The 26,827-nt window shown below is 66.2% G+C and carries 34 protein-coding genes; 11 read left to right on the forward strand and 23 right to left on the reverse strand.

Translation table 11 applies throughout. The features are described from left to right. Window positions 1-7 precede the first annotated feature (7 nt). The gene (locus DYI42_RS06300; RefSeq protein WP_213545082.1) at window positions 8-886 is read right to left on the reverse strand and encodes a methylated-DNA--[protein]-cysteine S-methyltransferase; all 879 of its coding nucleotides are present in this window, start codon (window positions 884-886) and stop codon (window positions 8-10) included. Between the two features lie 146 nt (window positions 887-1,032). Between DYI42_RS06300 and nth the strand changes: the two genes are divergently transcribed. From nth to DYI42_RS06315, 3 genes are read left to right on the forward strand one after another with little or no spacing between them, the layout of a single operon-like run. Continuing rightward, the gene (gene nth / locus DYI42_RS06305) at window positions 1,033-1,680 is read left to right on the forward strand and encodes an endonuclease III (protein ID WP_244867635.1); all 648 of its coding nucleotides are present in this window, start codon (window positions 1,033-1,035) and stop codon (window positions 1,678-1,680) included. Beyond that, window positions 1,677-2,072: a Rid family hydrolase gene (locus DYI42_RS06310; RefSeq protein ID WP_213545083.1), complete on the forward strand. Its 396-nt coding sequence runs from the start codon at window positions 1,677-1,679 to the stop codon at window positions 2,070-2,072. The genes nth and DYI42_RS06310 overlap by 4 nt, the downstream gene beginning before the upstream one ends. Further along, window positions 2,069-3,064 carry an adenosine kinase gene (locus DYI42_RS06315; RefSeq protein ID WP_213545084.1) on the forward strand — a complete coding sequence of 332 codons (996 nt, stop codon included), beginning with the start codon at window positions 2,069-2,071 and terminating at the stop codon, window positions 3,062-3,064. Before DYI42_RS06310 ends, DYI42_RS06315 begins: the two co-directional genes overlap by 4 nt. 316 nt (window positions 3,065-3,380) lie before the next feature. Here DYI42_RS06315 and DYI42_RS06320 read toward each other — a convergent pair whose 3' ends face one another. Further along, window positions 3,381-4,205, reverse strand: coding sequence for an SDR family NAD(P)-dependent oxidoreductase (locus DYI42_RS06320; RefSeq protein ID WP_213545085.1), 825 nt, complete (start codon window positions 4,203-4,205; stop codon window positions 3,381-3,383). Window positions 4,206-4,289: 84 nt separating this feature from the next. Between DYI42_RS06320 and DYI42_RS06325 the strand changes: the two genes are divergently transcribed. Further along, a complete protein-coding gene (locus DYI42_RS06325) occupies window positions 4,290-4,901 on the forward strand; it encodes a TetR/AcrR family transcriptional regulator (RefSeq protein WP_213545086.1) in 612 nt (203 codons plus the stop codon). A 6-nt stretch (window positions 4,902-4,907) separates the two neighbouring features. Here the strand turns inward: DYI42_RS06325 and DYI42_RS06330 are convergent, their stop codons facing one another. Both DYI42_RS06330 and DYI42_RS06335 read right to left on the reverse strand, forming a co-directional pair. Then, on the reverse strand, window positions 4,908-5,606 hold the full coding sequence (locus tag DYI42_RS06330; protein ID WP_213545087.1) for a hypothetical protein: 699 nt from the start codon (window positions 5,604-5,606) through the stop codon (window positions 4,908-4,910). Then, on the reverse strand, window positions 5,575-6,393 hold the full coding sequence (locus DYI42_RS06335; RefSeq protein WP_213545088.1) for a sulfotransferase family protein: 819 nt from the start codon (window positions 6,391-6,393) through the stop codon (window positions 5,575-5,577). The genes DYI42_RS06330 and DYI42_RS06335 overlap by 32 nt, the downstream gene beginning before the upstream one ends. A 150-nt stretch (window positions 6,394-6,543) precedes the next feature. Between DYI42_RS06335 and DYI42_RS06340 the strand changes: the two genes are divergently transcribed. Both DYI42_RS06340 and DYI42_RS06345 read left to right on the forward strand, forming a co-directional pair. After that, on the forward strand, window positions 6,544-8,121 hold the full coding sequence (locus tag DYI42_RS06340) for a DUF5928 domain-containing protein (protein ID WP_213545089.1): 1,578 nt from the start codon (window positions 6,544-6,546) through the stop codon (window positions 8,119-8,121). Window positions 8,122-8,130: 9 nt separating this feature from the next. Continuing rightward, window positions 8,131-8,505 carry an HIT domain-containing protein gene (locus DYI42_RS06345; protein ID WP_213545090.1) on the forward strand — a complete coding sequence of 125 codons (375 nt, stop codon included), beginning with the start codon at window positions 8,131-8,133 and terminating at the stop codon, window positions 8,503-8,505. 101 nt (window positions 8,506-8,606) lie between these two features. Here the strand turns inward: DYI42_RS06345 and DYI42_RS06350 are convergent, their stop codons facing one another. Next, window positions 8,607-9,425, reverse strand: a complete 819-nt coding sequence (locus DYI42_RS06350) for an ATP-grasp domain-containing protein (protein WP_213545091.1) — start codon at window positions 9,423-9,425, stop codon at window positions 8,607-8,609. Window positions 9,426-9,492: 67 nt separating this feature from the next. Between DYI42_RS06350 and DYI42_RS06355 the strand changes: the two genes are divergently transcribed. Then, a complete protein-coding gene (locus DYI42_RS06355) occupies window positions 9,493-9,675 on the forward strand; it encodes a zinc-finger domain-containing protein (RefSeq protein WP_213545092.1) in 183 nt (60 codons plus the stop codon). 7 nt (window positions 9,676-9,682) lie between these two features. Here the strand turns inward: DYI42_RS06355 and DYI42_RS06360 are convergent, their stop codons facing one another. The 9 genes from DYI42_RS06360 to DYI42_RS06400 form a co-directional block, all read right to left on the reverse strand. After that, window positions 9,683-10,165: a PaaI family thioesterase gene (locus tag DYI42_RS06360; protein WP_213545093.1), complete on the reverse strand. Its 483-nt coding sequence runs from the start codon at window positions 10,163-10,165 to the stop codon at window positions 9,683-9,685. Next, on the reverse strand, window positions 10,162-11,667 hold the full coding sequence (locus tag DYI42_RS06365) for a malonate--CoA ligase (protein WP_213545094.1): 1,506 nt from the start codon (window positions 11,665-11,667) through the stop codon (window positions 10,162-10,164). The genes DYI42_RS06360 and DYI42_RS06365 overlap by 4 nt, the downstream gene beginning before the upstream one ends. Then, window positions 11,664-12,293, reverse strand: a complete 630-nt coding sequence (gene ureG, locus DYI42_RS06370; RefSeq protein ID WP_213545095.1) for an urease accessory protein UreG — start codon at window positions 12,291-12,293, stop codon at window positions 11,664-11,666. Before ureG ends, DYI42_RS06365 begins: the two co-directional genes overlap by 4 nt. Further along, a complete protein-coding gene (locus tag DYI42_RS06375; protein ID WP_213545096.1) occupies window positions 12,290-12,703 on the reverse strand; it encodes a DUF3995 domain-containing protein in 414 nt (137 codons plus the stop codon). The genes ureG and DYI42_RS06375 overlap by 4 nt, the downstream gene beginning before the upstream one ends. A 204-nt stretch (window positions 12,704-12,907) precedes the next feature. Continuing rightward, window positions 12,908-13,609 carry an urease accessory protein UreF gene (locus DYI42_RS06380; RefSeq protein WP_244867636.1) on the reverse strand — a complete coding sequence of 234 codons (702 nt, stop codon included), beginning with the start codon at window positions 13,607-13,609 and terminating at the stop codon, window positions 12,908-12,910. Beyond that, a complete protein-coding gene (locus DYI42_RS06385; RefSeq protein WP_213545097.1) occupies window positions 13,551-14,105 on the reverse strand; it encodes an urease accessory protein UreE in 555 nt (184 codons plus the stop codon). Before DYI42_RS06385 ends, DYI42_RS06380 begins: the two co-directional genes overlap by 59 nt. A 104-nt stretch (window positions 14,106-14,209) precedes the next feature. Then, window positions 14,210-14,806, reverse strand: a complete 597-nt coding sequence (locus DYI42_RS06390; RefSeq protein WP_213545098.1) for a hypothetical protein — start codon at window positions 14,804-14,806, stop codon at window positions 14,210-14,212. Continuing rightward, complete coding sequence (locus DYI42_RS06395; protein ID WP_213545099.1) at window positions 14,803-15,393, reverse strand: hypothetical protein; 591 nt, start codon at window positions 15,391-15,393, stop codon at window positions 14,803-14,805. Before DYI42_RS06395 ends, DYI42_RS06390 begins: the two co-directional genes overlap by 4 nt. A 73-nt stretch (window positions 15,394-15,466) precedes the next feature. Further along, window positions 15,467-15,652: a hypothetical protein gene (locus tag DYI42_RS06400; protein ID WP_244867637.1), complete on the reverse strand. Its 186-nt coding sequence runs from the start codon at window positions 15,650-15,652 to the stop codon at window positions 15,467-15,469. 223 nt (window positions 15,653-15,875) lie between these two features. On the opposite strand from DYI42_RS06400, the gene DYI42_RS06405 reads away from it, so the two are divergent. Together DYI42_RS06405 and DYI42_RS06410 are read left to right on the forward strand one after the other, a co-directional pair. Continuing rightward, on the forward strand, window positions 15,876-16,202 hold the full coding sequence (locus tag DYI42_RS06405; protein ID WP_213545101.1) for a hypothetical protein: 327 nt from the start codon (window positions 15,876-15,878) through the stop codon (window positions 16,200-16,202). A 407-nt stretch (window positions 16,203-16,609) separates the two neighbouring features. Next, window positions 16,610-17,086: a DMP19 family protein gene (locus DYI42_RS06410; RefSeq protein ID WP_213545102.1), complete on the forward strand. Its 477-nt coding sequence runs from the start codon at window positions 16,610-16,612 to the stop codon at window positions 17,084-17,086. 50 nt (window positions 17,087-17,136) lie between these two features. Here the strand turns inward: DYI42_RS06410 and ureC are convergent, their stop codons facing one another. The 9 genes from ureC to DYI42_RS06455 form a co-directional block, all read right to left on the reverse strand. After that, window positions 17,137-18,846, reverse strand: a complete 1,710-nt coding sequence (gene ureC / locus DYI42_RS06415; RefSeq protein WP_213545103.1) for an urease subunit alpha — start codon at window positions 18,844-18,846, stop codon at window positions 17,137-17,139. Window positions 18,847-18,857: 11 nt separating this feature from the next. Then, window positions 18,858-19,343 carry a GFA family protein gene (locus DYI42_RS06420; RefSeq protein WP_213545104.1) on the reverse strand — a complete coding sequence of 162 codons (486 nt, stop codon included), beginning with the start codon at window positions 19,341-19,343 and terminating at the stop codon, window positions 18,858-18,860. A 402-nt stretch (window positions 19,344-19,745) separates the two neighbouring features. Continuing rightward, window positions 19,746-20,141: a carboxymuconolactone decarboxylase family protein gene (locus DYI42_RS06425; RefSeq protein WP_213545105.1), complete on the reverse strand. Its 396-nt coding sequence runs from the start codon at window positions 20,139-20,141 to the stop codon at window positions 19,746-19,748. Beyond that, window positions 20,141-20,956, reverse strand: a complete 816-nt coding sequence (locus tag DYI42_RS06430; RefSeq protein ID WP_213545106.1) for a cyclase family protein — start codon at window positions 20,954-20,956, stop codon at window positions 20,141-20,143. The genes DYI42_RS06425 and DYI42_RS06430 overlap by 1 nt, the downstream gene beginning before the upstream one ends. Window positions 20,957-20,994: 38 nt before the next feature. Next, window positions 20,995-21,288: an antifreeze protein gene (locus DYI42_RS06435; RefSeq protein ID WP_342344616.1), complete on the reverse strand. Its 294-nt coding sequence runs from the start codon at window positions 21,286-21,288 to the stop codon at window positions 20,995-20,997. Then, window positions 21,285-21,593 (reverse strand): urease subunit beta, encoded by a 309-nt coding sequence (locus DYI42_RS06440; protein ID WP_213545107.1) that lies wholly within the window; start codon window positions 21,591-21,593, stop codon window positions 21,285-21,287. Before DYI42_RS06440 ends, DYI42_RS06435 begins: the two co-directional genes overlap by 4 nt. Then, a complete protein-coding gene (locus tag DYI42_RS06445; protein WP_213545108.1) occupies window positions 21,590-21,766 on the reverse strand; it encodes a hypothetical protein in 177 nt (58 codons plus the stop codon). Before DYI42_RS06445 ends, DYI42_RS06440 begins: the two co-directional genes overlap by 4 nt. Window positions 21,767-21,778: 12 nt before the next feature. Then, complete coding sequence (locus DYI42_RS06450; protein WP_213545109.1) at window positions 21,779-22,081, reverse strand: urease subunit gamma; 303 nt, start codon at window positions 22,079-22,081, stop codon at window positions 21,779-21,781. Window positions 22,082-22,085: 4 nt separating this feature from the next. Beyond that, window positions 22,086-22,985, reverse strand: a complete 900-nt coding sequence (locus DYI42_RS06455) for an urease accessory protein UreD (protein WP_213545110.1) — start codon at window positions 22,983-22,985, stop codon at window positions 22,086-22,088. A gap of 310 nt (window positions 22,986-23,295) precedes the next feature. Here DYI42_RS06455 and urtA point away from each other — a divergent pair, with 310 nt between their 5' ends. Both urtA and urtB read left to right on the forward strand, forming a co-directional pair. Further along, window positions 23,296-24,585 carry an urea ABC transporter substrate-binding protein gene (gene urtA, locus DYI42_RS06460; protein WP_213545111.1) on the forward strand — a complete coding sequence of 430 codons (1,290 nt, stop codon included), beginning with the start codon at window positions 23,296-23,298 and terminating at the stop codon, window positions 24,583-24,585. Between the two features lie 118 nt (window positions 24,586-24,703). Then, window positions 24,704-26,701 (forward strand): urea ABC transporter permease subunit UrtB, encoded by a 1,998-nt coding sequence (gene urtB, locus DYI42_RS06465; protein ID WP_213545112.1) that lies wholly within the window; start codon window positions 24,704-24,706, stop codon window positions 26,699-26,701. The last annotated feature ends 126 nt before the right edge of the window (window positions 26,702-26,827 follow it).

Consider the following 26,827-nt stretch of genomic DNA (forward strand, 5'->3'; position numbering starts at 1 on the left):
GACTGGCTCAGCCCGCGGCCCGCCCCTCGCTCCGTGCCGCCTCCCAGGCCAGCATGGCCCGCTTCACCGGCAGCCCCCAGTGATAGCCGCCCAGCCCGCCCGATTTGCGCATCGCCCGGTGGCACGGGATCAGAAAGCTTACCGGATTGCGCCCCACCGCCGTGCCCACCGCCCGCACCGCGCGCGGGTTGCCCACGGCCTTCGCGATCTCCGAGTAGGTGGTCACATGGCCCGTCGGCACCTGCATCAGCGCCTCCCAGACCTTGATCTGAAACGGCGCGCCGATGAGGAACAGAGGCGTCTCCTCCATCCGGCCCTCCGCGCCGAAGGCACTGAGCACCCAGGGCCGCAGCGCCATCGGGTCTTCCACGAAATGCGCCTCGGGCCAGCGCCCCCGCAGGTCGTCCATCGCCGCTTCCGGCCCCATCTCAGCGGCCAGCGCCATGCCGCAGATGCCCTTCTCGGTGCCCATCACCAGCGCCGGGCCAAAGGGGCTCTCGAACCAGCCCCAGCGAATCTCCAGCCCCGCGCCGCCCTTGGCATAGTCGCCCGGGCTCATCGCCTCCCAGCGCAGAAACAGGTCATGCAACCGCCCCGAGCCGCTCAGCCCCACCGAGTCCGCCGCCTCCAGCGTGGTGAAGCGCTCTCGCAGCAGCGCCTTGGCGTGGCCGAGCGTGAGGTATTGCTGATACCGCTTCGGGCTAACGCCCACCCATTGGCTGAACAGCCGCTGAAAATGCGCCTGTGACATCCGCATCTCGCCCGCCAGCGCCTTCAGCGTAAGGGTGCCTTCCGCGCCGTCGATCACATCCAGCGCGCGGCGCATCACCTGATAGTGGTAGCTGTCTTCCATCTCTCTCACGGGCTTTCCGAGCGGGGCGTTCATGTCGTGTCTCCTTCGAGGATAGAGATAGAAGGCGCCGACGCACAGGGCGACCCGGAAGCTGCGCAAGCAGCTGAACCGCGAACCCGCCCGGCGCCTTCCTCCCAACCCGCTTGCCCATTCCCCGCCCGCAGGGCAAAACAGCCCCCATGCCAGCGCCCAAGATGACATACCAGCAGATCGCCGAGTGCTTCGCCCGCTTCCAGGCCGCCGAAGCGGAGCCGAAGGGCGAGCTGGAGCATGTCAACGCCTACACCCTCGTCGTCGCCGTCGCCCTCTCGGCCCAGGCCACCGATGCCGGCGTCAATAAGGCCACCCGCGCGCTCTTCAAGGTGGCCGATACGCCGCAGAAAATGCTCGACCTCGGGCTCGACGGCCTCACCGAACACATCAAGACCATCGGCCTCTTCCGCCAGAAGGCGAAGAACGTGATGAAGCTGAGCCAGATCCTCGTCGACGATTACGGCGGCGTGGTGCCCAGCTCCCGCGAGGCCCTCGTCTCGCTCCCCGGCGTGGGCCGCAAGACGGCGAATGTGGTGCTCAACATGTGGTTCAAGCACCCGGCACAGGCGGTCGACACCCATATCTTCCGCGTCGGCAACCGCACCGGCATCGCGCCCGGCAAGGATGTCGATGCTGTGGAACGCGCAATAGAAGACCGTATCCCCGCCGAATACCAGCAGCACGCCCACCACTGGCTCATCCTGCACGGCCGCTACACCTGCAAGGCCCGCAAACCGATGTGCGCCAATTGCATCATCCGCGACCTCTGCCTCTACGAGGAGAAGACCCTGTGAGGCAGAACATACCATCAGGTTCGCCGCTGGAGCCGCAAATCGGCTTCTCCCGCGCCACCCGGATCGGCGCCCATGTCGCCGTCGCGGGCACCGCCCCCATCGCCGAGGGCGGCGGCACGGCGGGGCAGGGGGACGTCGCCGCGCAAACCCGCCGCTGCTTCGAAATCGGCCTTGCCGCCCTCGCACAGGCGGGCGCGCGCCCCGAAGACGTGATCCGCACCCGCATCATGCTCACAGACATCACCCGCTGGAAGGAGGCCGCCGCCGTGCATGGCGAGGTCTTCTCTGCCATCCGTCCGGCCTGCACCTTCGTCGAGGTCAGCCGCTTCATCGACCCGGACTGGCTGGTCGAAACCGAAATCGACGCCATCATCACGGAGCCCTCTGAATGACCACCCAATACGACGTCGTCGGCATCGGCAACGCCATCGTCGATGTGATCTCCCACGGAGACGACAGCTTTCTGGAAAACATGGGCATCGAGAAGGGCATCATGCAGCTCGTCGAGCGCAAGCGCGCCGAGGTGCTCTATGCCTCCATGGAAGACCGGGTGCAGACGCCCGGCGGCTCGGTCGCCAACACGCTTGCGGGCATCGGCACGCTGGGCCTCGCCACCGCCTTCGTCGGCCGGGTGAAGGATGACGCGCTGGGTCGGTTCTACGCCGAGAACATGGAGCTGGAGGGCACCACCTTCCCCAACCCGCCGGTCGATGACGCCAGCCAGCCCCCCACCTCCCGCTCGATGATCTTCGTCTCCCCCGACGGCGAGCGCTCGATGAACACCTACCTCGGCTGCGGCGCCGAGTTCGGCGAGGATGACGTGGACCGCGCGGTGATGGAAAACACCCGCTACCTCTTCCTCGAGGGCTACCTCTTCGACAAGGACAAGGGCAAACGCGCCTTCATGGCCGCCGCCGAAGCCTGCCACCACGCGGGCGGCAAGGCGGGCATCACCCTCTCCGACCCGTTCTGCGTCGACCGCCACCGCGACAGCTTCCGCGAGCTGATCGAGAACGACATGGATTTCACCATCGGCAACGAGGCCGAGTGGACCTCGCTCTATCAGACCGACAGCCTTGAAACCGCGCTGAACGAGGCGGCGATGATCTGCCCCGTGGTGGTCTGCACCCGCTCCGGCAACCCCGTGATCCTGATCCGCGACGGCGAGCGGGTGGAGGTGCCGGTGGAGCGGGTCACGCCCGTCGATGCCACCGGCGCGGGCGACCAGTTCGCCGCCGGGTTCCTCTACGGTCTTGCCACCGGGCAGACGCTGGAAATGTCGGGCCGCATGGGCGTCGCCGCCGCCGCCGAGGTCATCCGCCACATCGGCCCCCGCCCCAAGCGCCCGCTGCGCGAGGTGTTCCACGAGGCAGGGCTGCTGTAGGGCGGGACTCGTCCCGCCACGCCGGGGCAGCTCATCGGCCCTTGCGGTCCTCTTCGCAGCTGCGATGAGGGGGCGAAGGCTCCGAAGAGCCGCCCTTTGCGCCGCCCGCCCGGTTAACTTAACCAAGGGCCTGCATTCTTCGTATGCATGGGATGTGCATCGGATGTGCATCCCTTGTGCATGTGTCCTTTTCGCGATTAACGCCGAAATTCACCCAACCCTTACCCCAACGCACGCCACACTCCGGCCAGGAGCGGGCCTTTCGCGCCTCGCCAAGCCATTGACAACGCGTCGAAATTTGCGCCGCACGCCGCCTTCATGCCCCGCTAACCCCGGGCCGATACGCTCCACCGTCACGGCCACGCGCCTTCCCGGCGATGATCCTGTCCGCCATCGCAGGCCAAACCCGGTCAATCGCCGAGAGCACGCCCGTCGGCCCGATGAACACCCGCCTGCGCCCGGCGGCCAGACCGTCGAGCATCTGCCGCGCGGCGGTGTCGGGGGCCATCTTGCGCGGGGCAGGGGCCGAAAGCCCGGTGTCCACCAGCGCCATGACCACCTCCGAGAGCTGCATGTCGCGGCCCTCGATCCGCGCGAGGCTCCGCAGCCCGCGCGTGGCCGAGGCCAGCCCGGCCTTGGTGGCGCAATAGGTCACGGCGTCGGGCAGCGGCGCGATGGCGAGGCCGGAGGTGACATTGGCCACCATCGGGCGCGGCTTGCGCAGAAGGAGGGGCAGCATATGGGCCGTCAATGTCAGCGGCGCGGTCAGGTTCACCGCCACCTCGCGGGCGATTTCGGCCTGTCGCGGGTCTTCCCCCGGCAGGCCCCGGTCCGCCGGGGTGGTGAAGCGGGTGTGGGTCATGATCGCGGCGTTGTTGATGAGGCCCGCGCAGTCCGGGTGCTCGGCGGCCACCCAGCGCGCCACTGCCTGGGCCATGTCTGGCCGGGCGAGGTCGGCGGCGAGCACATGCACGCGGCCCGGGTCCAGCGCCTTCACCTCGGCCAGCGCGGCCTCGCTGCGGGCCACCGTCAGCACCGTGGCGCCGCGCGCCAGCATCTGCTCCGCCGCCGCCCGGCCTATGCCCCGCGTCGCGCCGGTGATCAGCACGGTCGCGCCGTCAAAATCGAACCCTTGTCTCATTGCGTCACTCCTCTTGCCAATCTCGCGACTTTCATTAGGATGTGAGCAAATATTCACATAATCAACTCGCATTCAGGAAACCCCATGAGCGCCCCCGCAAGCCCAAGAAAAAAGCCCACTCAGGCCCGCTCCCTCGCAACGTGGAACGCCGTGCTCGAAGCTGCGGCTCACATTCTGCGCAAGTCGGGGCCGGGGGCTTTGACAACCAATGCCGTGGCCGAGCGGGCCGGGGTGTCGATCGGCTCGCTCTATCAATATTTCCCCTCCAAGGAGGCCATCCTCGCCGAGCTGGTGCGCCGGATGAAGCAGGACATGATCGAGGATTTCGCCGAGGTTCTCGATAACCCCGCGCTCTGCACCGGCCCCGTGCCCGACCTCGTGCTTGCCCTCATGCGGGCGGGCTGCAAGCACCATGCACGAGACCCGGAACTGGCCCGGCGGCTTGAGCAGATCGAGGTCGACATGCAGATGGATGCCGAGCTTGCCGTGATGAAGGCCACCCTCTCGGCCCGTTTCGTGCAGCTTCTCCGCGGCCTCGGCGCAAGCGATCCAGAGGTGGCGAGCAGGGACCTTGGCGCGATGGCAATGGGCATGGCCCATGCCGCCCTGCTCAGCGGCGACGACGATTTCGAAGCCCTCGCCCAACGGATGACCCGCGCCGCCCTTGGCTATCTCGGCCACCCGCCCGGAGCCTGATGCGCGCTAGTCCTGCACGGGCAGCAGCACCCACATCCGCAGCCGCGAGAACAGAGCCTCCTCGTCGCAATCCAGCCGCGCCAGCGCGCTCTTGCCTGGCTCCAGCACGAAGACCGGCCCCATGCGGCACTCTTCCGTGAGGCTCCAATCCGCCGGGTCAAACGGGTCCGGCCCGATGGTGCCCGCGCCGATCCGGATCAGCGGCATCAGCCGGCGCGACTGGACGAGTGAGCCCTCGACTCGCGCCCTCAGCGCCTCCAGCGGCATCTGGTAGCGCTTGTCATCATAGCCGATGAAGGTGAAGCCCTCGGCATCGAGCCAGCTGTTCTCGCCGCGCCAGCTTTCCGGCGTGTGCAGCGGCCAGGCAGCGTGAATATCGTAGACATCATAGGGGTTTACCGCCTCTTCCAGCGGCAGGAGTCGGCTGCGCTCTTCAAAGTCCAGCCCGAGGTCGACCACCCGTTTCACCGGCTTCTGGCCCCGCTCCTCGCCGGTGGCCTTGTCAATCTCCACCAGCACGATGTCGGTCTGGACGACCGTGTGCAGCCCGTGGTTGTCCCGCACCTCCCGCAGCACCCAGACGGCGCCCTCGCTCTCGGCAAAGAGAGTGTCGATCACATCCACCGCCTGCGGCGGCGTCGCCCCGGCGGCGCCTGCGGCAATGAGGAAAAGGCTAGTCGCCCAGCTTCGCGTGAACTTCCTCAAGGTCGATCTCTCCCACGGGCATCTTGTTGGACGGGTCTTCGAAATCGTATTTGAACAGGTGGAAATCCCGCTTGTAGATTTCATACACCAGATGCATCGACAGATCGTCGAAGTACTCCTCCACCGGATGCGCCCGCTTCGGGCCGTGCCCCTCGCTCTCGTTGAAGCGCGGGATCTCGTCCAGCTTCACTTCGTGGGGCACCTCGATCTGGTCGAGCACCGATTGCATCCCGTCGTTAAACTTCTCGGTCCAGAAGATGTTGTCATAAGTGCCGCCGTTGACGATGAAGGTGCTGATATGCCCCGTCATGGCGCTCCAGTGAATGTCGGGGTCCATCGGCCGGCGAAAGCGGATCGTGTCACGCGCGAACAGCAGGAAACGGCGGAAACTCTTGATCTGGTCGAAGTCAAACTCGTCCTCGGGCGAGCCCACCTCGATCCCGTATTTCTGAATGAGCATCGGCACCAACTTGCCCCGGTAGCGCCTGCCATTGCGCTGGATACCGCAGATCTTGTCGAAGAAGCTAGAGAGGATGCGGGTGTAGGGGTTGCGCACGCAGGTGAAGGCATAGCTCTGATGCGCCGTCACATTGGCCTCGATCAGCGCCTGGCTCTCGTCCTGCGCCCATTTGTGCAGGCCGCTCTTGCTGTCGTGAATATCGCCATCGAAGAACTTGCCGTGATCGGAATAGAACATGATCTGCCCGATGGTCGAACAGGCACACTTGGGAACCACCCGGTATACAACGCTCTCGCTCTCGGTCATCCAGGTGCCGGGAAAGCCCATGTTTAACTGCCTCCAGAAGTGCAATCGGCTGCAAGTTGCTCTTGCAGCATCAGTATCGCGGAAATTTACAAGGAAACCCTGTCTTTTCAATCTTTGGTTACGCTACTAACCGTAAACAGCGACTTGAAAAAAGGGCAGAAAGTTTCCGCATTGGCCAAAATCGCCTACATCCTTCTGTGTCACAAGGATCCGGATGCGATCATTGCCCAGGCGCGCAGCCTGACGGCGGTGGGCGACTGCATGGCGATTCACTTCGATGCCCGCGCCCGCCCTGAGCATTTCGCCCGCATCCAGGAGGCGCTGAAGGATAACCCAAACGTCACCTTCGCCAAGAAGCGGATCAAATGCGGCTGGGGTGAGTGGAGCCTGGTTCAGGCCACGCTCAACGCCGTGGAGTCCGCGGTAGAGGCCTTTCCCCGCGCAACCCATTTCTACATGCTCTCCGGCGATTGCCAGGCCATCAAATCGGCCGAATACGCCCATGAGTTCCTCGACCGCGAGGATGCCGACTACATCGAGAGTTTCGATTACTTCAATTCCGACTGGATCAAGACGGGGATGAAGGAGGATCGGCTGATCTATCGGCACTTTCTCAACGAGCGGAAGAACAAGTGGCTCTTCTACAAGAGCCTCGAGGCGCAGCGCGCGCTGGGCCTCACGCGCAAAGTGCCGGGCGATCTGCAAATGATGATCGGCTCGCAATGGTGGTGCCTTCGGCGGCGCACGGTGGAATGGGTGCTGGAGTTCACGCTACAGCGCCGTGACGTGATGCGCTTCTTCCGCACCACCTGGATTCCGGATGAAACCTTCTTCCAGACCATCGTGCGCCACCTCGTGCCCGAAAACGAAATTCGCTGCCGCACGCTGACCTTCCTGATGTTCACCGACTACGGCATGCCGGTGACCTTCTACAACGATCACTACGACCTGCTGCTGAGCCAGGATTTCCTCTTTGCCCGCAAGATCAGCCCCGAAGCCACCGAGCTGAAGGAGCGGCTGGGCATGCTCTATGCCGCCGAGGGCCAGCACTTCCAGATTTCGAACGAGGGGCGCAAGCTGTTCCACTTCCTTAGCGGGCGCGGGCGCATCGGGCGCCGCTTCGCCCCCAGATTCTGGGAGACGGAGGCCAGCCTGGGCCAAGGGCGCGAGCTGATGATCGTGCTCTGCAAAAAGTGGCACGTCGCCAAGCGCCTGCTGGAGCGGGTGCGCGCCACCACCAACATCCCGGTGATCGAGTACCTGTTCAACGAGGAAAGCACCCAACTGCCCGACCTGGGCGGCATACAGACCACGCTGGAAAAGCGCACACGCCACCGCCGAGCTCTGATGCGCATGCTGTTTGATTACCACGACACCGACAGGCTGGTGATCTGCCTCGATCCCTCCAACATCGACCTGATGCAGGATTTCAATTCGGACAAGTCGTTGACGAAGATGCTCGATATCGACTGCGAGTTCACCGACGACTACCTGCTCGGCCACGCCCGCCGCGTCGGCCTCGCCGGGGACCAGACGCCGCAAGACACACTGGAACGGCTCCTGCCAACCATCCGCTACGACATCGTCTTCGAAAAGGAGCGCGTCCGGGACGCCGGGTTCGAGCATTTCGAGCGCATCCGCGAAAACGCCAGCGTGGAAGAGAACGTGCCGCCGCTGGCCCGCTTCTTCGACATCCCGATCGACACCGCGTGGGAGATCGCCTCCACGCCGCATCTCTTTACCGACTGAGGACATCCCATGGGCTACAGCTACGACCCCGAGAACATCTTTGCCAAGATCCTGCGCGGCGAGATTCCCAATGATACGGTGCTGGAAACCGAGCACACGCTGGCCTTCCGCGATATCCAGCCGCAGGCCCCTGTGCATGTGCTGGTGATCCCCAAGGGCGCTTACGTCAGCTACGACCACTTCGCGCAGGAGGCTTCCGACGCCGAGATCGTCGATTTCACCCGCGCCGTTGGCAAGGTCTGCGAGATGGAAGGCGTCGAGGCGCACGCCGAGGGCTGCCGCTTTATCTCGAACGCGGGCAGCCACGGCGTGCAGGAGGTGCCGCATCTTCACGTGCACGTTCTGGGCGGCCGCCCCCTTGGCCGGATGCTGAACCCAGCTTGACCACCGCGCAGACCACGGGGGCAGCTCATCGGCCCCTCCCGGGCCCTCTTCGCAGCTGCGATGAAAGGCCGGCAGGCCTTGAAGAGCTGCCCCCGGTCGCTCTAGCGCCCCAGCGCCTCCAATGCCGCGCCAAGCGCCGCGCGCGCTGCTGCCCATTGCCCTGCGCCCGAGGTCGCATAGGCATCCAGCCCGGGGGCGGCGTTCACCTCCAGCACCACTGTCTCCTCTCCCACGATCACATCGACCCCGCCCCAGCGCAGCCCCAGCGCCTCAACGGCGCGCACCGCCAGCGCTTCTGCGTCCGGCCCCGGCCCGCCATCGCGCACCATGGCCCCTGCCGAAAGGTTGCCCGGCCCGCCGCCGGTGCCGACCCGCTCGTAGGCCAGCACCACGCGCCCCTCCAGCACCATCACCCTGAACTCCCGGCCCGGCACGTGCGCCTGAAGCAGCACATGCCGCCCGGCGGCCCGCAACGGCACCATCGCCGCCGTCAGCGCATCCGCGTCCGCCACCCGCGACACGCCTTCGCCGCCGTGCCCTTCATTCGGCTTCACCCAGAGCGGAAAGCCCGCCTCCTGCGCCGCCCAGGCCAGCCCCGGCGCCGCATCGCGCCCAGCCAGCACGATCACATGCTCGGGCACGGGCACGCCCGCATAGCCCAGGGCCTTGGCCGCATAATCCTTGTCCCCCGCCAGCCGCGCCGCCGCATCGCCGTTCAGCCCCAAAGCCGCGCCATGCACCGGGTGCGCCCGCCCGCCGGCCTCGATGTAAAACCCGAACCGCCCGTGAAACGGCTCTGCCACCACCCGGCCCCCCAGGGCGGCACCCGCCTCGGCCATCAGTCGCAGGAAGGGCCGCGAGCTTTCCGTCGGCGCGACAAGCCACCGCGCATCCTCAATGCCGTTGCCCACTTGCGCCATACCCCCATCCTGCTATTTTCGCGTGCAATTCTGGACCGCAGCCGTGCGCCCCGCAAGGAGACAACACATGCCGATCGACGCCCCCGAAACCGAAGTGGTCTCTGCCTGGCGCGTCGCCTGTGATGGCGGCGAAGGGGCGCTTGGCCACCCCCGGGTCTGGCTGTCGCTCAGCCATGAAACCGGCGAAGTCGAATGCGGCTATTGTGACAAGAAGTTCATCCACGAAAGCTTCGCCAGCAAAGCCTCCTGATGGCCCCCTACCGTGTCATGATCATGCAGGTGGTCGACCCGGTCGCATAAACTCGTCCGTCCTCCACCCCCACGATCTCGCCCCGCGCGACGCCGGTCGAGCGCCCCACATGCTGGGTCTCGCCAATCGCGAGCACCTCGCAGCCCACCGGGATCGCGCGGGTGATATTCACCTTGTATTCCAAGGTCGTGTACCAGCTGCCCTTCGGAACCTTGGTCATCACCGCGCAGGCCATGCAGCTGTCGAGCAGGGTGCCGTACCAGCCACCATGGGTGCCGCCCATCGGGTTGGCATGGGCAAACTCCGGCGCGCCGCGGAACACCACGCGCCCGTCCTCCACCTCATCCAGCCAATAGCTCATCACCTCCGAAATCGGCGGCCCCGCGATCTCTCCGCTGAGAATGCCCCGCATGAACGCCAGCCCTGACATCGACGTGAGCTGCTCAAAGCTCGCCAGCTCTTCCGGCTTGGCCGCGATCTTCCGTGTCATACCTTGAATACCTCCCCGTAGCGCGCCCGCAGCGCCGCCTTTTGAACCTTGCCCATGGTGTTTCTCGGCAGTGCCTCCACCACATCGAAATGCCTGGGGTGCTTGAACCGCGCCAGCGCCTCACCCAGCGCTGCCCGCACCGCAGCGATCTCCACCTCGGCCCCCGGGGCGGCCACGATCACCGCCACCGGGCTTTCGCCAAAATCCGGATGCGGTGCGCCCACCACCGCGCTTTCCAGCACGCCGGCCTGCGCGTCGAGCACCGCCTCAACCTCTTTCGGGTAGATATTGTAACCGCCCGAAATGATAAGGTCTTTCCCGCGCCCGACGATGCTCACGTAACCCTGCGCGTCGATCACACCCAGATCGCCGGTGATGAACCAGCCGTCGCTGCGCAACTCGGCGGCGGTCTTTTCCGGCATCTGCCAATAGCCGTGAAACACGTTCTCCCCGCGCACCTCGATCACCCCCACCTCGCCATCGGGCAGCGCCACACCCTCGGCGTCGCACACCTTCAGTTCCACGCCCGGCAACGGCGGCCCCACGGTGCCCGCCACCCGTTCGCCCTCATAGGGGTTGGAACACAGCATGTTGGTTTCGGTCATCCCGTAGCGCTCCAGAATCCGCTCGCCCGTGCGCGCCTCGAACTGCCGATGCGTCTCCTCCAGCATCGGCGCCGAGCCGGAGATGAACAGCCGCATGTGCCCTGCCACGTCGCGGCCAAACCGCGCATCCTCCAGCAGACGGGTGTAGAAGGTCGGCACCCCCATCATCGTTGTCGCCCGAGGCAGCGCGTCCAGCACCGCCTCCACCTCGAACTTCTCCAGCCAGATCATCGGCGCCCCGGCCAGCAGGGCCACGTTGGTCGCCACGAAGAGCCCATGGGTGTGGAAGATCGGCAGAGCGTGCAGCAGCACGTCCGCGCCGGTGAACCGCCAGAACTCCACCAGCACCCGCGCGTTGCTCAGAAGGTTCCGGTGGCTGATCATCGCCCCCTTGGAGCGGCCAGTGGTGCCGCTCGTGTAGAGAAACGCCGCAAGGTCATCCTCGCCCCGCGCCACCGGCGCGAAGGCGGTGTCACAGGCCGCCGCCAGCGCCGCAAAGCTCCCGGTCCCTTGCGGCCCCAGGCTCTCCACCCGCGCAAATCGCTCCAGCGCGGCCAGCGCGTCCCGCTTACCCGGATCGCACAGAAACAGCCGCGCCCCCGAGTTCTCCACGAAGTAGTCCAGCTCCGCCACCGGGTAGCCCGTGTTCAGCGGCAAGAAGATCAGCCCGGCGGCAATGCAGCCGCCCACCAGCGCCAGCATCTCCGGGCTCTTTTCCAGCTGCATCGCCACCCGGTCGCCGGGCTCCAAACCAAGCCCGACCAGCGCGTTGGCGTAACGCCCGACCTGCTCCACGAACTCGCCATAGCCGAGCAGCACCGAGCCGTCGGGCCGCAGCAGAAACCCACCCTCGCGCGCCGCGCAGGGGGCAATCAGCGCATCGTAAAGCGGGTTCATTCCGCCGTGACCTCGCCCAACCCGCTCAGCGCCCGGATCTCGCCAATCACTGCCTCGACGCCCTCACCATGGCGCATCGCGCAGAAGAAGAAGGGCCGCCCGGCACGCATCCGCGTCGCATCCCGCTCCATCACCTCCAGCGAGGCTCCGACGTGGGGGGCGAGGTCGGTCTTGTTGATGACGAGGATGTCCGACTTGGTGATGGCAGGCCCGCCCTTGCGCGGAATCTCCTCGCCTGCCGCCACGTCGATCACGTAAATCGTCAGGTCCGCCAGCTCCGGCGAGAAGGTGGCAGACAGGTTGTCGCCCCCGCTCTCGATCAGCACCACCTCCACATCGGGGTGCCGCGCCTGCATCTCCGCCACCGCAGCAAGGTTGATCGACGCATCCTCGCGGATCGCGGTATGCGGGCAGCCGCCCGTCTCCACACCGATGATCCGGTCGGCGGGCAGGATCTGCGCGCGCACCAGTGCCTCGGCATCCTCGCGGGTGTAAATGTCATTGGTGATCACCCCCACCGAATGGGCGGGGCTGAGCGCCTTCGCCAGCGCCCCCGTCAGCGTCGTCTTGCCCGCGCCCACCGGCCCGCCAATGCCCACCCGCAAAGGCCCGTTCATCCGCGTCATGTCAAAGCTCCGTATGTGAGAATGAGAAACCCCGTGCCGAGCCCAAGGCACAGCGGCCCATAGGCCCGTCGGTCGAGCGTGGCAAAGGGCTCCTCCGGCACGATCCGCCGCCAGCCTGCCAAATAAGCCGCGCCGCCGCGCAGGAGGAACACAGCCACAAGCGCTGCAATGCCCACTGTGGTGAACCAGCCCGCTGCCATCCATGGCCAGGCCGCCGCAAAGAGGAGGGCGACCACCACGAGCGCGGTCACGGCGGCACCGGGCATCCGCTCGATCCCCGCCGCGCCCACTACGGCCCGCGCCAGCGCCCGCTCGTCGCCGAGCGGAAACCACCACCCGAGCGCCCAAAGCAGATGCAGGGCTGCAAGCACGATCAGCACGGCGGAGAGAACAAGCGCAACAACGGTCATCGCCCCATCATTCCCACGGCCCCACAGGGCGCGCAAGGCCGCCTGAATGCACAACCGGGTTCATTTTCTTGCTGCAAATACTCAATCCCGCCGATGCACCTTGCCGACCGCAAGATATCGAGGCGAGCGGGCTGCAAACGCCCCGCCGATGAGGCGCAGCCGAAGAGCCCTTGCACCGAGCGCAGCGAGGCCACCGAAAGCGCGTCAGCTTCGAAACACCCGGCTATACAGGCCCTCATGCCGCATCGCCGCCACGTCGGCGGCAAAACTTGCCGTGCCCAGATTGTCCAACCCGCCTGCAATCGCCTCTTGTGCAACGGCTTCGCACCGCTTGGTCAGCCGCGCCAGCATTGCCTGCGCCTCGGTCTGACCCAGCGGCACTGCGCGAGTGGCCACGGCCACGAGATTGCCGATCACCGCCTGCACATACATCGTGGCCGTCAGCTCCAGCGGCAGCCCGTGCAGCGCGGCGGCCCGGCCCACGGCCACAGGGTAGGCCATGGGCGACACCGCGCGGTCCGGCCAAAGCGCGCTGACCGTCCGGGCAAAGGCCGTTCCCTGGTCCACCGTCTCCGCCAGCCGCTCTGCCGAGGGGGCCAGCGCCCGGGCCAACGCGTCTACCTCCGTCAACGCGTCCCCCTCTGACCCGTAGGCGGCTGCAAGCAAGGCCGCGTCCGCCCGGCCCGCGCCGTCTTCCAACACGCCCTCCAGCCAGGCCTCCACGCTGCCTCGCACCACCCGGCCCTCCGCCAGCGCCGCCTCCAGCCCGTGGGACCATGCGAAAGCCCCCACCGGAAAGCCGGGCGAAAACCACTGTGCCAGCTTCAGCACATCTTCCGTCGCCGGTTCAGTGTTCATGCGAATGGTCGTGCGCGTGGTGGTGATGGTGCCCGTGCCCGTGGTCATGCGTGTGCCCATGGCCCTCCGGCCCATGTTGCGCCCCGTGGTCATGCCCGTGGGTCCGCCCCTCGCCATAGGCGCCGCCCTCGGGTGTAAAGGGCGCCTCCACTTCGGCCACCGTCGCGCCGAGGCGCGCCAGCATGTCGGCCATCACGTGATCGCGCTGGATCAGCAGGCGGTCCGGCTCTACCTGGCAGGGTGTGTGACGGTTGCCGATGTGCCACGCCAGTCGCACCAGAGAGGCATCGGGCGCCCGCCCCCGCACCTCCAGCAGCGGCTCGGCAGCGGCCTCCACCGCCACCAGCCCGCCGCCACTCAGCACCAGCGCGTCGCCCGCATCGAGCGAGGTGGTCCGGGCGAGGTCCACCAGCACCCGCGCCCCGCCTTCGGTCTCCAGGACCTTGCGCCGCAGAAACCGCCCGTCATAGTTCAGCCGCACCCGGTCCCGCGCCTCCGCGCCGCCGCCGCGCCGGATCTCCTGCGCCGTTTCCAATTCTGCCATGCCGGGTGCCCCTCTGCTTGTGGTGCACGCAAGTCTAGCCATTCGAGCGGCGAGGAAAAGCGGCTCCAGGTGCGCAAGCGCTGCTGCCGGGACGCGCGGCGCGTCTATTCGACAGGTTCGATCGAAACGGGCGTGTAGCGATCCACCCGGTCCTCTTCATGCCAGGCCGCCGAATAGCTGAAGCCGAGGTCTGGCAGGTAGTGGCGCTCCTCCCGTGCGACCATCTCGCCGTCCTCGTAGATCCGTTGCTCCACCGGCACCATGGCAAGCCGGCAATCACCGATCGTTACCTCCTGCTGCGGCCCGAAACGGATGCCAAGCATCTCGGCAACGGGTGAGCCGGCGTAGGTGGCCACCACCCTCACGCCCCAGCCATGCCCGGGCAGCGGCAGGGGCGCCTCCTCGGGCCGGACGGGAAAGGCGAAGGTCGCGCGGCTGTCCGGCCGAAGCCCCTCCGCCGTCACATCGACCGACTCCAGCAAGTAGACCCCGCGCGCGTAGGTAAAGCGCGTCTGCGCCCCGTCTGCCTTGCCCAGAAGGCTCTCCACCAGCACATCGCTGGTGGCCCGAAACACCTCTGCCTCACCGCTCTCCAGCGTGATCCGGACGCCAGCTGCCATGTCATTTGCCACCGGGCAGGCCGCCTGCGTGGTGGTGGCAAGCGCGGCCCAGAGCAGCGCGGGGCCCCCCACGTGCCTCATCGCACCGCCTCCACTCTGACATAGGTGTAAACCTCTTCGCCCTGCCCGTCGGAATAGAGCGCAAGGTAGGAGTGGCCGAACTCCGGCAGGTAGTGTGCCACTTCGCGCGTCACCTCTTCGCCCGCCCTGAAATGTCGCGCCGTCACCGGGATCATCTCGTAGGCGCAATCGCCCAGTGTCCATGTCACGGGCTGGCCGAAGCTGTAGTCGTGCCGCTCCGTCTGGGTTTGCTCGCCCGTCACGGTCACCTCGAAGGACACTTGCAGCCCGGGCGCCGGGACGGGCAGGGGGGCATCGCCATAGCTGAAGCGCTGTGGCACGCCCGAAGGCAGGCCGCCGTCCAGCTGGGCAATTTCAACCGGGTATACCCCATGCGCCAGCCGCACGACGCTCAGGTAACCGTCGCTGCCGTAGCAAGATATCGTCTGCCCTTCCTCCTGACCCCGTTTCACCACCTCCACGTCGCCCGTGGCCACGGTGAAGCGGATGCCCTCTGCCGCCATGTCCGCCGCCGCCGGGCAATCCGCCCGGGTGGCCCCGGGCGCGGCGGCGAGGGCAAGAACCCCAAGACAGATGGCATGGCACAAGACAGATCTCCCGGCAGGCAGGCAATAGCCGGAGCCTAGCGGGTTTTGCCGTTGGGGGAAGGGGCCACAGGCCTTACAGGTAGAGCAGATCGCTGAACACGTGCCGCGGGATGCCTTCGCGTGTCAGCCCCATGGCGGCCAGTTCCTTGTCGGAGAGCGCGTTGAGCCGGTTGATCTCATGCATCCGCGAGCGGCTCTCCATGTAGGCGTTCAGGCCTTGCCCGAGAGTCGCAAAGAAGGCATCGAGCCGGGCACGCATGCCGGGAGAGAACGTGGTATCAGTCGCTTGATGTGCCATAATCGGAAACCTTGTCTTCAGGTTGCAGGGTTTCCTCCCATGGCATCGAACCTAGCAGCCCGCCGCCCCGAGGCTAGGGCTGCCCGCGCAGGGCTGCCATGTGCTCCGGTCAGAGCCAGTAACGGGGCGTTAACCGCCCCGGCCGCACCATCTGCCCATGAGCCGCTTCGAATCGTTCCCGCCCATGCCCCTGCCGGCCGCCCCCACTGCATTGGCCGATGCGCTGGGGGCGATCCGCGCGCAGATAAAGGTGCTGGAGGCCTGCGAGGCCGAGCTGTGCCGCGCGCTGATCGAGGCGGGGCAGGGCGGCAACGTGGCAGGTGCGGCCTATGTTGTCGCCCTGCAGGAAAGCCGCCGCCGCGTGATCGACCCTTCGCACCTGCCCGCCTACATCCGCGATGACCCGGCCTTCTACCGCGACAGCCGGTGCACCACCGTGCTCACCACGCCCGCGCCGCAGGCGGAGACCCCCGGAGACGAGGATTTCGAGGTGATCGAACGCTTCGGCTGACGCCCGGGCCGCTCTTCGGCCCTCGCGGTCCTTATCGCTGCCACGGGCTGGCTCCTCCGGCCTTCGAGCCGTCGTCACCCTGACCGGCAGAGGGCGCAGGGCTGTCCCCGCACGAAGGGCGGGCAAGGCCCGCAATGAGCGCACCCCCGTTAGAATAGGTGCAATGCGCCCCCCCGGGCGACAGGTTGCCAGCCCCCAACACACCCTCGCGGAGAGGCGAAGCTGCGTGTCTCCACCGCGATTCCAGGCTCGCGTTGCCACAGCCCATTGCTAGGCCCCGAATGCCGCCCATTCTTGTTCCCGCCAGCGCCACGCCGTCGCATGATCCCGACCAACCGCGCGCCTACCAGCTCTACGACCTCTTCGAGGCTTACCTTCCGTAACCCATCGAGTTCCGGCTGCGCGAGATGAACCAGAGCACCCCGCGCCTTGGCCTCCACAGCCGGATCGGCACGGGCGATATCACCCACGGACAATGGGCGCTCTACACCGAGACCTGCCTTGTCGGGCAGATCGTCAATGGCGGCGTCGAGCAGTTCATCGAAAACTGCCCCGGCCTGATTTCCGACGCCGAAAAGCTCCTCGCCGCCTACGGCCCACCCGCCCTTCATGACGCCTACGTCAAGGCCGCCGCGCCCTTCCTTGCGGTCATCGCCGATCACGCCGCACGACAGAGCGATGCAACCGGCGACGCCCTCGCTCCCTTCCATGCCGATTTCGAGGCTGCATGGGACGTGGTCGATGAAAGCCTTTTCGGCCCGATCGAGGCGAGTTGCTACGCGAAGGCCCGCGATGCCGACCCGGAAAACGGATTCACCGCGCTTGAAGACCGGCTGTTGCGCTGGGTTCTGGCCTACCCCGAGGAGTTTCGCCAGACCGGCTGAAATGGCACCCGCTCGGTAGGGTGGACGACTTGCCCACCACCCGCGCGCGCTCAGAACATGAAATACCGCTGCGCCATCGGAAGTTCGCTTGCCGGTTCGCAGGTCAGCAGCTCGCCATCGGCGCGCACTTCGTAAGTCTCCGGATGCACCTCGATCTCGGGGCGCGCGTCATTCAACTTGAGGTCGCTCTTCCCGATCCCCCGCGTGCCCTTCACCGCCAGCAACTCCTTGGCCAGCCCGAGCTGCCCGCGCAAGCCGCCCGCAACCGCCGCCTCGGAAACGAAAAGCGCCGCCGAGCGTTCAACGGCGCGGCCCATACTCCCGAACATCGGGCGCGAATACACCGGCTGCGGCGTCGGGATCGAGGCGTTCGGGTCGCCCATCTGCGCCACGGCAATCGAGCCGCCCAGCAGCACCATTTCCGGCTTCACCCCAAAGAACGCCGGGCTCCAAAGCACCAGATCCGCCCGCTTGCCCACCTCGATGCTGCCGATCTCATGGCTCATCCCATGGGCAATCGCCGGGTTGATCGTGTATTTCGCAAGGTAGCGACGCACCCGGAAATTGTCGTTGTCGCCGGTCTCCTCGTCCAAGCGCCCGCGCTGCTTCTTCATCTTGTCGGCGGTCTGCCATGTGCGGATCAGCACCTCGCCCACGCGCCCCATCGCCTGACTGTCCGAAGCGATGATCGAAAACGCCCCCATGTCATGCAATATGTCCTCCGCCGCGATGGTCTCGCGCCGGATGCGGCTTTCGGCAAAGGCCACATCCTCGGGGATCGACTTGTCGAGGTGGTGGCAGACCATGAGCATGTCGAGATGCTCTTCCAGCGTGTTCACCGTGAAGGGCCGGGTCGGGTTGGTGGAGGAGGGCAGCACGTTCTCCTCGCCGCAGACCTTGATGATATCCGGCGCATGGCCCCCGCCCGCGCCCTCGGTATGAAAGGCATGGATCGTCCGCCCCTTGATCGCCGCCACGGTGTTCTCCACGAAGCCGCTCTCATTGAGCGTGTCGGTGTGGATCATCACCTGCACGTCCATGTCGTCGGCGACGGACAAACAGCAATCAATGGCCCCCGGCGTCGTCCCCCAATCCTCATGCAGCTTCAGCGCACAGGCCCCGCCGTTCACCATCTCCACCAGCGCGCCCGGCAAACTCGCGTTCCCCTTGCCCGCGAGGCCAATGTTCATCGGCACCCCGTCCAGCGCCTGCAACATCCGCCCGATATGCCACGGCCCCGGCGTGCAGGTCGTCGCCAGCGTCCCATGCGCCGGGCCAGTGCCGCCGCCGAGCATGGTCGTCAGCCCTGAATGCAGCGCATCCTCGATCTGCTGCGGGCAGATGAAGTGGATATGGCTGTCAAAGCCCCCCGCCGTCAGGATCTTGCCTTCCCCGGCAATCGCCTCCGTCCCGGGGCCGACGACAATATCCACCCCCGGCTGCGTATCCGGGTTGCCCGCCTTGCCGATGGCCGCGATCCGCCCGTCCTTGAGGCCAATGTCAGCCTTGTAGATGCCGGTCCAGTCCAGCACGAGCGCATTGGTGATGACCGTGTCGACAGCCCCGTTTGCCCGGGTGGTCTGGCTTTGCCCCATCCCGTCGCGGATCACCTTGCCGCCGCCGAATTTCACCTCCTCGCCATAGGTGGTGAAATCCTTCTCCACCTCGATGATCAGGTCGGTATCCGCCAGCCGCACCTTGTCGCCCGTGGTCGGGCCGAACATCGCGGCATAGTCAGAACGGGGGATGATGGTGGCCATATCGGTCTCCTTCAGGCGGCCCAGAGGCCGTGTTTCTTGTGCCAGTCCTCAAGCGAAAGCGCGGGATAGGCGTCATAGCATTCATCCTCCGGCCGCGCCTCCAGCGGCACCCACTCCGGCTTGTCCGCCAGCATCAGGTGCACCCGGGCCGGGGCAGGGGGCAGGGGGGTGTCGATGGCGCTGGCCATCGGGTGGATCAGGTCGGGCCATGTCGGATCATAGAGCCAGAGCTCCGAGCCACAGGCGGCGCAGAAGTTGCGCTCTCCGGTCGAGACCTCGCAGGCGCCGTTTCGCTCCACCTCGGCGCGATAGACCGCCGTTTCGCCCTGCACCTCCATCGTGGCCGCCAGCCCGCCGAGGTTGATCGCATAGCCACCCCCGCCGCCGGTCTTGCGGCAGATCGTGCAGTAGCAGAGTTGGTAGGGCACCGGTGTGTGGCTTTGCAGCGAAAACCGCACCGCGCCGCAGCGGCAGGAGCCTTGAAGGGTCATGGGCATTGGGCTGGCCCCTGACAGTAATTTTCCGGGGACAAATCTGTGGATAACACCGACGATTCACGTGATTCGCGGCTGAGCTGAAATGCTATATGTTGATGGTGACGCGGCATTTGCCGCAAAATATTGCCTCTCTGCCGGTCCCGTTGACGCGGTTCATGGGGCTTTTGAGGGGTTGTCCCCAGAGTTACCAACAATGACGGCGACGCTTGGCGCCGCGTAGTATGGAGGGCGAGACTACACACTACATCTAGAGCAGAGGGGCCAAGCCCAATGTCAACAACCGAATTCGCCTTGCAGACCGCCGTGCATCTTTTTGCGGCCGCCGTACTATTTGGAAAGTTCAGAGGCTGGTATTGATCGGTTCCCGTCGCGCCGGGAGCAATTCTCGCGACTGCCCAACCCTCAAACATCAAACACCTCATCCACCGGCACCTGCATCGCGGTGACCATCCCGTTGGTCATCATCGCCGCCCCGATCACCCGCACCAGCTCGGCGTGCATCTCGGCGCTCATCCCCTTGGCCTTCGCCGCCGCCGTGTGGCTGTGCACGCAATACGAACATCCGTTCGCCGTGCTCACCGCCACGTAGATCATCTCCTTCACCAGCGGGTCGAGCGCGCCCGGGCCCATCAGCACCGAGAGCTTGCCCCAGGTCTCTTCCAGCGCGTCCTCGTCATGGGCCAGCGCGCGCCAGAAGTTGTTGACGTAATCGGTGCCCCGCGCCTCTCGGATCGCCGTAAACACCGCCGCCGCGCGCGGCGAAAGCTCCTCGTCGGACAAGAGGGGCACCGTTGCCATCAGATCACCGCCATAACGCGGGCCGGCCCGCCCGTGCCGCCGCCATGCTTGGGCGCGCCGACGAACAGCGTCGCCCCGGAGACGGGCACCTCGTCGAGGTTCGCCATGTTCTCGATCCCGTAACGCCCCGCCGGAAGCCAGGAGTAATGCACCGCGAAATCCGCCGAGTTGCCCGGATCGAGCGACAGCGTGTCGACGCCAATACTGGCCACCCCCATTTCCATCAGCATGTCCGTCGCCGCCTTGGCAAAGCCCGGAAAGGCGAAATTTCCCTCGCCGTCATTGCGGAAAGACGGATCACCCATCTTCGCCCCCCAGCCCGAGTTCATCGCCACGCAGGCGCCCTCGGGGATCTCGCCATTGGCCGAAACCCAGGCCTCGATGTCCTCCGGCTCCACCATCGCGTTCGGGTCATCCGCGGCCTTGGCCTTGAGGTCAATCACGCAGAGCGGGCACATCAGGCTCTCGGGCGGCAGCATGTCGACCGTGTTGGTCCCTTCGGCAAAGTGTGCGGGCGCGTCGATATGGGTGCCGGAGTGCTCGTAGAAGGTCACCTTCCAGATCTTGTAACCGTCGGCGGCATAGTCCTTGTCGGACTCCATCATGATGCCCGGGTTGCCGTCGAAGGTGGGGAAGTCGGGCGTCAGCGTCCAGGTCAGGTCCAACACCTTGCCGCTCGATTGCGCCAGTGCGGGTTTCGAGGCCATCGCCCCGGCGGCCACAGCGGCCACTCCGGCGGCGGCAGAGCGGGCAAAGAAGGACCGGCGGTTCATCGCCGTCTTCCGGACATTCTCGATCAGGCACGCGTTACACATCTTGGCACTCCCTTTCTGGTTGGTCCGTCACTTCCCTTTCAGCGCAGTTTCGGTCCCCTCTTGGCGAGCCGCACCACGTTTGATCGCGTCTTGCGCCGCACCGGGCGCAGCGCGGCGGCGGCCACGTTGCGGCCCCCCATGGCGGCGCGCGAGGCCTCCTGCGCGGACTTCACGAAGGCGAGCTGCTTCTCGCGCACCATCCTGGCATTCTCACCGGCCGCCACGTTCCACGTGCCTGCCATGCCCATCATCCGCATCCAGATCACGGCAGAGGCCTCCATGGCCATCACCGCCATCTGCATCTGCAGGCGCATCAGCGCGGCGGGGCTCACTCCAGCGCCCCCATGACGCGTCGGTTGAAGCCATAGATCTTCCGGTCGCCACCAATCGCAATCAGCTGCACCTCGCGGGCTTGGCCCGGCTCAAAGCGCACGGCAGTTCCTGCGGCGATGTCCAGCCGCATCCCCCGCGCGGCGTCGCGGTTGAAATCCAGTGCCGCATTGGTCTCGGCGAAGTGGTAGTGGCTGCCCACCTGCACCGGGCGGTCGCCGGTGTTGGCCACCATCAGCGTCACCGCCTCGCGCCCCGCGTTCAGCTCGACCTCGCCGGGCGCGGTCATCACTTCGCCGGGGATCATTTGCGCACCTTCTGCGCCCGGCGGCGCAGCGCACAGAGCACCGCCGCCCCGGCGATCACACCGACACCGGCGATCAGCGGCAGCACCGAATTGGCCTCATGCGGGTGCAGATGCGCGCCGGAATGGGCGAGGGCGGGGGCGGCGGAGGCCATCAAGGCAACAAGGTATCTCATGCGGGGTCCTTCTCAGCGGATCGGGTTGTGCACGGTCACCAGCTTGGTGCCGTCGGGAAAGGTCGCCTCCACCTGCACCTCGTGGATCATCTCGGGGATGCCCTCCATGCATTGCTCGGCGGTAATCACCTGTGCCCCGGCCTCCATCATGTCGGCCACCGACCGGCCATCGCGGGCGCCTTCCACCACCGCGTCGGTGATGAGCGCAATCGCCTCTGGGTGGTTGAGCTTGACGCCACGAGCGAGCCGCTTGCGCGCCACCTCGGCAGCGAGCGCCACCAGCAGCTTGTCCTTTTCTCGGGGGGTGAGTTGCATCTCTCTAGAGCCTCCAGGATCGTGGAAGTGTATTGGCCGAAAGCCGGTCCAGCGCGGGCATTAGCAACCGGCGCAGTCCAAAGCCGTCAGGGCCAAGGAATCGGGCCACCATCACATCCTGCGCGATCAGCGAAGCGCCCGCCAGTGCGTCGTCGGGCAGGGCGGCGCGGAGGGCATCGCGCTGGTGCTCGGCGTCGGGCGCGACGTAGACGACAAGCGCCGATGCCCGGCAACCCGCACCGGTGGCGGGCCCTGCGAGCTGTGCGGCAATGTCTCCCACCAGCCGGGTCGCATCGGTGAAGGCGCGCTGCCTGTCCCGAAAGATCTCCACCCGGTCGCTGAACCAGCCTTCCGTCAGCTTCTCGCCCATCGCTGTGCGGCCAAAGACCAGCGGCTCGCACAGCAGCAGCTTGGCATCGTCCGCCAGGTCTACCCGCAGGCGGCGGCGCAGGGCGCAGGCCTGAAACAGGATCGTCTCCTGCGGCAGCCAGTACAGGCAGGCACCCGCGCCCGCGCTCAGCCGCACCGAAACCTCGGCGCATTCGTCCGGCTGGGCACGGTAGGCCCGCTCGGCGGCCTGGGTCGTCAGGCTCAGCGCCGCGCCCACCTCCGCCTCGGCGTCCAGCCGAAAGCGATCGCCGCCGGTGAGCCCGCCCGCCGAGTTGACCATCATCGCCTGAAGCGGGCCACGCGATTGCGGAAACAGCAGCTTCAGCGCCCCCGACATACGCAAATCGCCAATCCGGCTCCCGCGCGCGCCGGGCCGGGCCGAAACCCGCGCCGCACCTTCAGCCCTTGGCTGTTTCGCCCGCGCCGCGCCTATCTCGCTCCCGATGGTGATGGCCGTCCCCCGTCTCTGTGCCCTGCCGCCGTTTTCACCACGCGGCCCGTCGGCTGACCACATGGGAGAGCGGTTCTTGCCCTGAGGTCAAGTAGTGTGCGCAATTATTGGGCGATGGCTGCGTTTGTCGCTTACGATTTAATCATTTGCGGGCGGAGGCAGCATTTCTGCACCGGCAGATTTGCGCCTTTCGGCTCCCGCTACAAAGCATGACCTCGCCCGGCAAAGGTGGCCCAGACGCCACGATCGGGTGCGCAGCCAACGCCGAGGGAGATCTGGCGGACCGCCCGCGCAATTGGCAACAAGAACTGGTTCCGGGGTTTCGATGCGTGCTGCCACAAGCCCGCCCGCGCGCCCCGAACGGAGGGATAAGATGACCACATTCAAGAAAACCGCAGCCTCAGTGCTCGCACTCGGCCTCACCGCCGGGGCCGCTTCGGCGCAAGAGGTGAGCTGCCCGATCAAGGTCGGCGTGCTGCACTCGCTTTCGGGCACCATGGCAATTTCCGAGACGACGCTGAAAGAGACCATGGAAATGCTGGTCGCCGACCAGAACGAAAAGGGCGGCGTCCTTGGCTGCGATCTCGAAGCCGTCGTCGTCGACCCGGCCTCCGACTGGCCGCTCTTTGCCGAAAAGGCCCGCGAGCTGCTGACCGTCCACGAGGTTGACGTGATCTTCGGCAACTGGACCTCCGTGAGCCGCAAATCCGTGCTTCCGGTGATCGAAGAGCTGAACGGCCTTCTGTTCTACCCGGTGCAATACGAGGGCGAAGAGTCCTCCAAGAACGTGTTCTACACTGGCGCCGCCCCCAACCAGCAGGCCATCCCGGCGACCGACTACTACCTCGAAGAGCTGGGCGTCGAGAAATTCGCGCTGCTGGGCACCGACTACGTCTATCCCCGCACCACCAACAACATCCTCGAGTCCTACCTGAAGGACAAAGGCATCCCCGCCGAGGATATCTTCGTCAACTACACCCCCTTCGGCCACTCCGACTGGTCCAAGATCGTGTCTGACGTTGTGGCGCTGGGCGCTGACGGCAAGAAGGTGGGTGTGATCTCCACCATCAACGGCGACGCCAACATCGGCTTCTACAAGGAGCTGGCCGCGCAGGGCATCTCCGCCGAGGACATCCCCGTCGTGGCCTTCTCCGTGGGTGAAGAAGAGCTCGCCGGTCTCGACACCTCCAACCTCGTCGGACACCTCGCCGCGTGGAACTACTTCATGACCGCCGACACCGAGGCCAATGCCGAGTTCATCGCCAAGTGGCACGAATTCATCGGCTCTGAAGACCGCGTGACCAACGACCCGATGGAAGCCCACTACATCGGCTTCAACATGTGGGTGAACGCGGCCACCGAGGCGGGCACCACCGACGTGGACGCCGTGCGCGAGGCGATGTGGGGCCAGGAGTTCCCCAACCTGACCGGCGGCACCGCCGTGATGGGCGTCAACCACCACCTCTCCAAGCCGGTGCTTATCGGTGAAATCCGCGAGGACGGCCAGTTCGACATCATCTCCGAGACCGATCCGGTCCCCGGCGATGCCTGGACCGACTACCTGCCGGAATCGGCTGTGCTGAAGTCGGATTGGAAAGATCTCGAGTGCGGCATGTACAATACCGAGACCTCGACCTGCGTTCAGCTCGAAAGCAACTACTGAGCCCTCGGGCTCGACCCGGGCGGCGCCCCCTCGTGCGCCGCCCGAGATAGCATCGAGAGGGGCAGCTCGCGCTGCCCCTTCCGGCCCACGGGACAAACGCGCGGCGGGACTTTCCAGCATGATCAAGGCCTTGAAGGCACTGGCGCTCCTCGGCGCCCTCATCCTCGGCGCGCCGCTCTCGGCGCAGGACACGGCGACCGGCAGCCCCGCTGACACAGTCACACCCGGCCCGATCCAGAGCCTGCTGCAAGAACACGCCGCCGACATCGCCAAGCCCTCCCGCCGCACCATCCAGCCGGTGATCGACGCGCTATCCGGCTCCGGCTTGCCCGGCATGCAGCAAGTGCTGCAAACTTGGGAAGCGCGCGAGATGTATCAGCGCGAAAGCGACGGCTGGTTCTTCGCCGGCGAGAAGGGCCCCGATCGCACCATCATCCTCACCGATTTCGACAGCGGCGAGGAGCTGGAGCCGGTGCCCTCCGACGCGGTCGATATCCTGCGCCCCAACTCCGGTGTGCGCGGCCTGATCGCCTCGGCGCTCGTCCGCTTCCAGCTTCAGGATGAAAACCCCACGCTCCGCCAGGATGCGCTCACCGCCATTTCCCGCAACCCCGACCCCTCCCACATTGCGCCACTGCGCGAGAGCATCGAGGGCGAGCCGGACCCGGCCATGAAGGCGCAGAAAGAGCGGCTTCTGACCCTGCTCACCATTTCCTTCGGTGAGGACGAGGCCGCGCGGATCGCCGCCATCGAAAGCGTCGCGGGCGATCTCAACGTCGATACCCGCGGCACCCTCAATCCGCTCGTCGCCACCACCCGCCGCCTCGCCGAGGGCGAGGTGCCCGAGGGGGCCAACGTCGCCCGCACCCTGCGCCCCGGCACCGAAGAACTGCCCCGCGAAGAGGCGTATGATCTTGTCGCCGCCGAGGCCGACCTGCCCGCCCGGATCGACCCGGCAGACCGCCGCAACGTGCTGCAAGCTAACATCGAAGGTGGTGCCGTGGGCGGCGTGCCGCTTGCAGAGCTGAACACCATCGAAGCCCGCGAACGCGCCTATGCTGCGCTGGTCGAGGCGGGCGCCGTGCCGCCCGCACCCACCGAGGCCGAGATAGATGCCGCGCTCGCCCGCTTCACCTTCTACGAAGAATATTCCGAGCCGTCCCCCGCCGTCACCGAGGCCGCCAACAAGGCGCTCCGCGCGATTGACACGAAGGTGGGCCTCAACACCACGCTCGATCTCGGGCTCGATGCCCTCTCACTCGCCTCGATCTATTTCCTCGCTGCCATCGGCCTGGCCATCACCTTCGGGGTGATGGGTGTCATCAACATGGCCCACGGCGAGTTCATCATGATGGGCGCCTACACCGGCTACGTCGTGCAGCAGATGATCCCCAACCACACGGTTTCGATCATCGTCGCCATCCCTCTCGCCTTCGCGGTGACCTTCGCGGCAGGCGTGGCAATGGAGCGGCTGGTGATCCGCTGGCTCTACAACCGCCCGCTCGAAACCCTGCTCGCCACCTTCGGCATCTCCATCGCCCTGCAACAGCTGGCCAAGAACATCTTTGGCACCCAGGCCCGCCCCCTCACCGCCCCCGGCTGGCTCGACGGGCAGTGGCAGATCAACGAGATCGTCGGCATCTCGATGATCCGCGTCGCCATTTTCGTGCTCGCCATCGTTTTCCTGCTGTTCTTCCTCTTCCTGATGAAGAAGACCCGCCTCGGGCTGGAAACCCGCGCCGTCACGCAAAACCCGCGCATGGCCGCCTCCATGGGCATCAACCCCGGCCGCGTGAACATGCTCACCTTCGGCCTCGGCTCCGGCATCGCCGGCATCGCGGGCGTTGCTATCGGCCTCTACGCCAAGGTCACCTCCGAGCTTGGCACCGATTACATCGTGCAGAGCTTCATGACCGTCGTGGTCGGCGGCGTTGGCAACATCTGGGGCACGCTACTCGGTGCGGGCATGATCGGTTCCCTGCAAAAGGGCATCGAGTGGCTGAACCCGTCGAATACGCTCGCCGCGCAAACCTACATGATCATCTTCATCATAATCTTCATCCAATTCCGGCCAAGGGGCATCATCGCCCTCAAAGGTCGCGCTGCGGGGGATTGAGCGATGTTTGGTTTGACCAGCAGAGCAGAGGCCAGCGCCCGCACCGCACGGGGCGCCTCGCAACAAGCGCCGCAGTCGTCATCAGGTACACCATCGCCGTCAGGTTTAGCGTCTGAGAAGCGCCCG

This window comes from Vannielia litorea, from assembly GCF_018424695.1.
In the GTDB taxonomy this organism is placed as follows: domain Bacteria; phylum Pseudomonadota; class Alphaproteobacteria; order Rhodobacterales; family Rhodobacteraceae; genus Vannielia; species Vannielia litorea_A.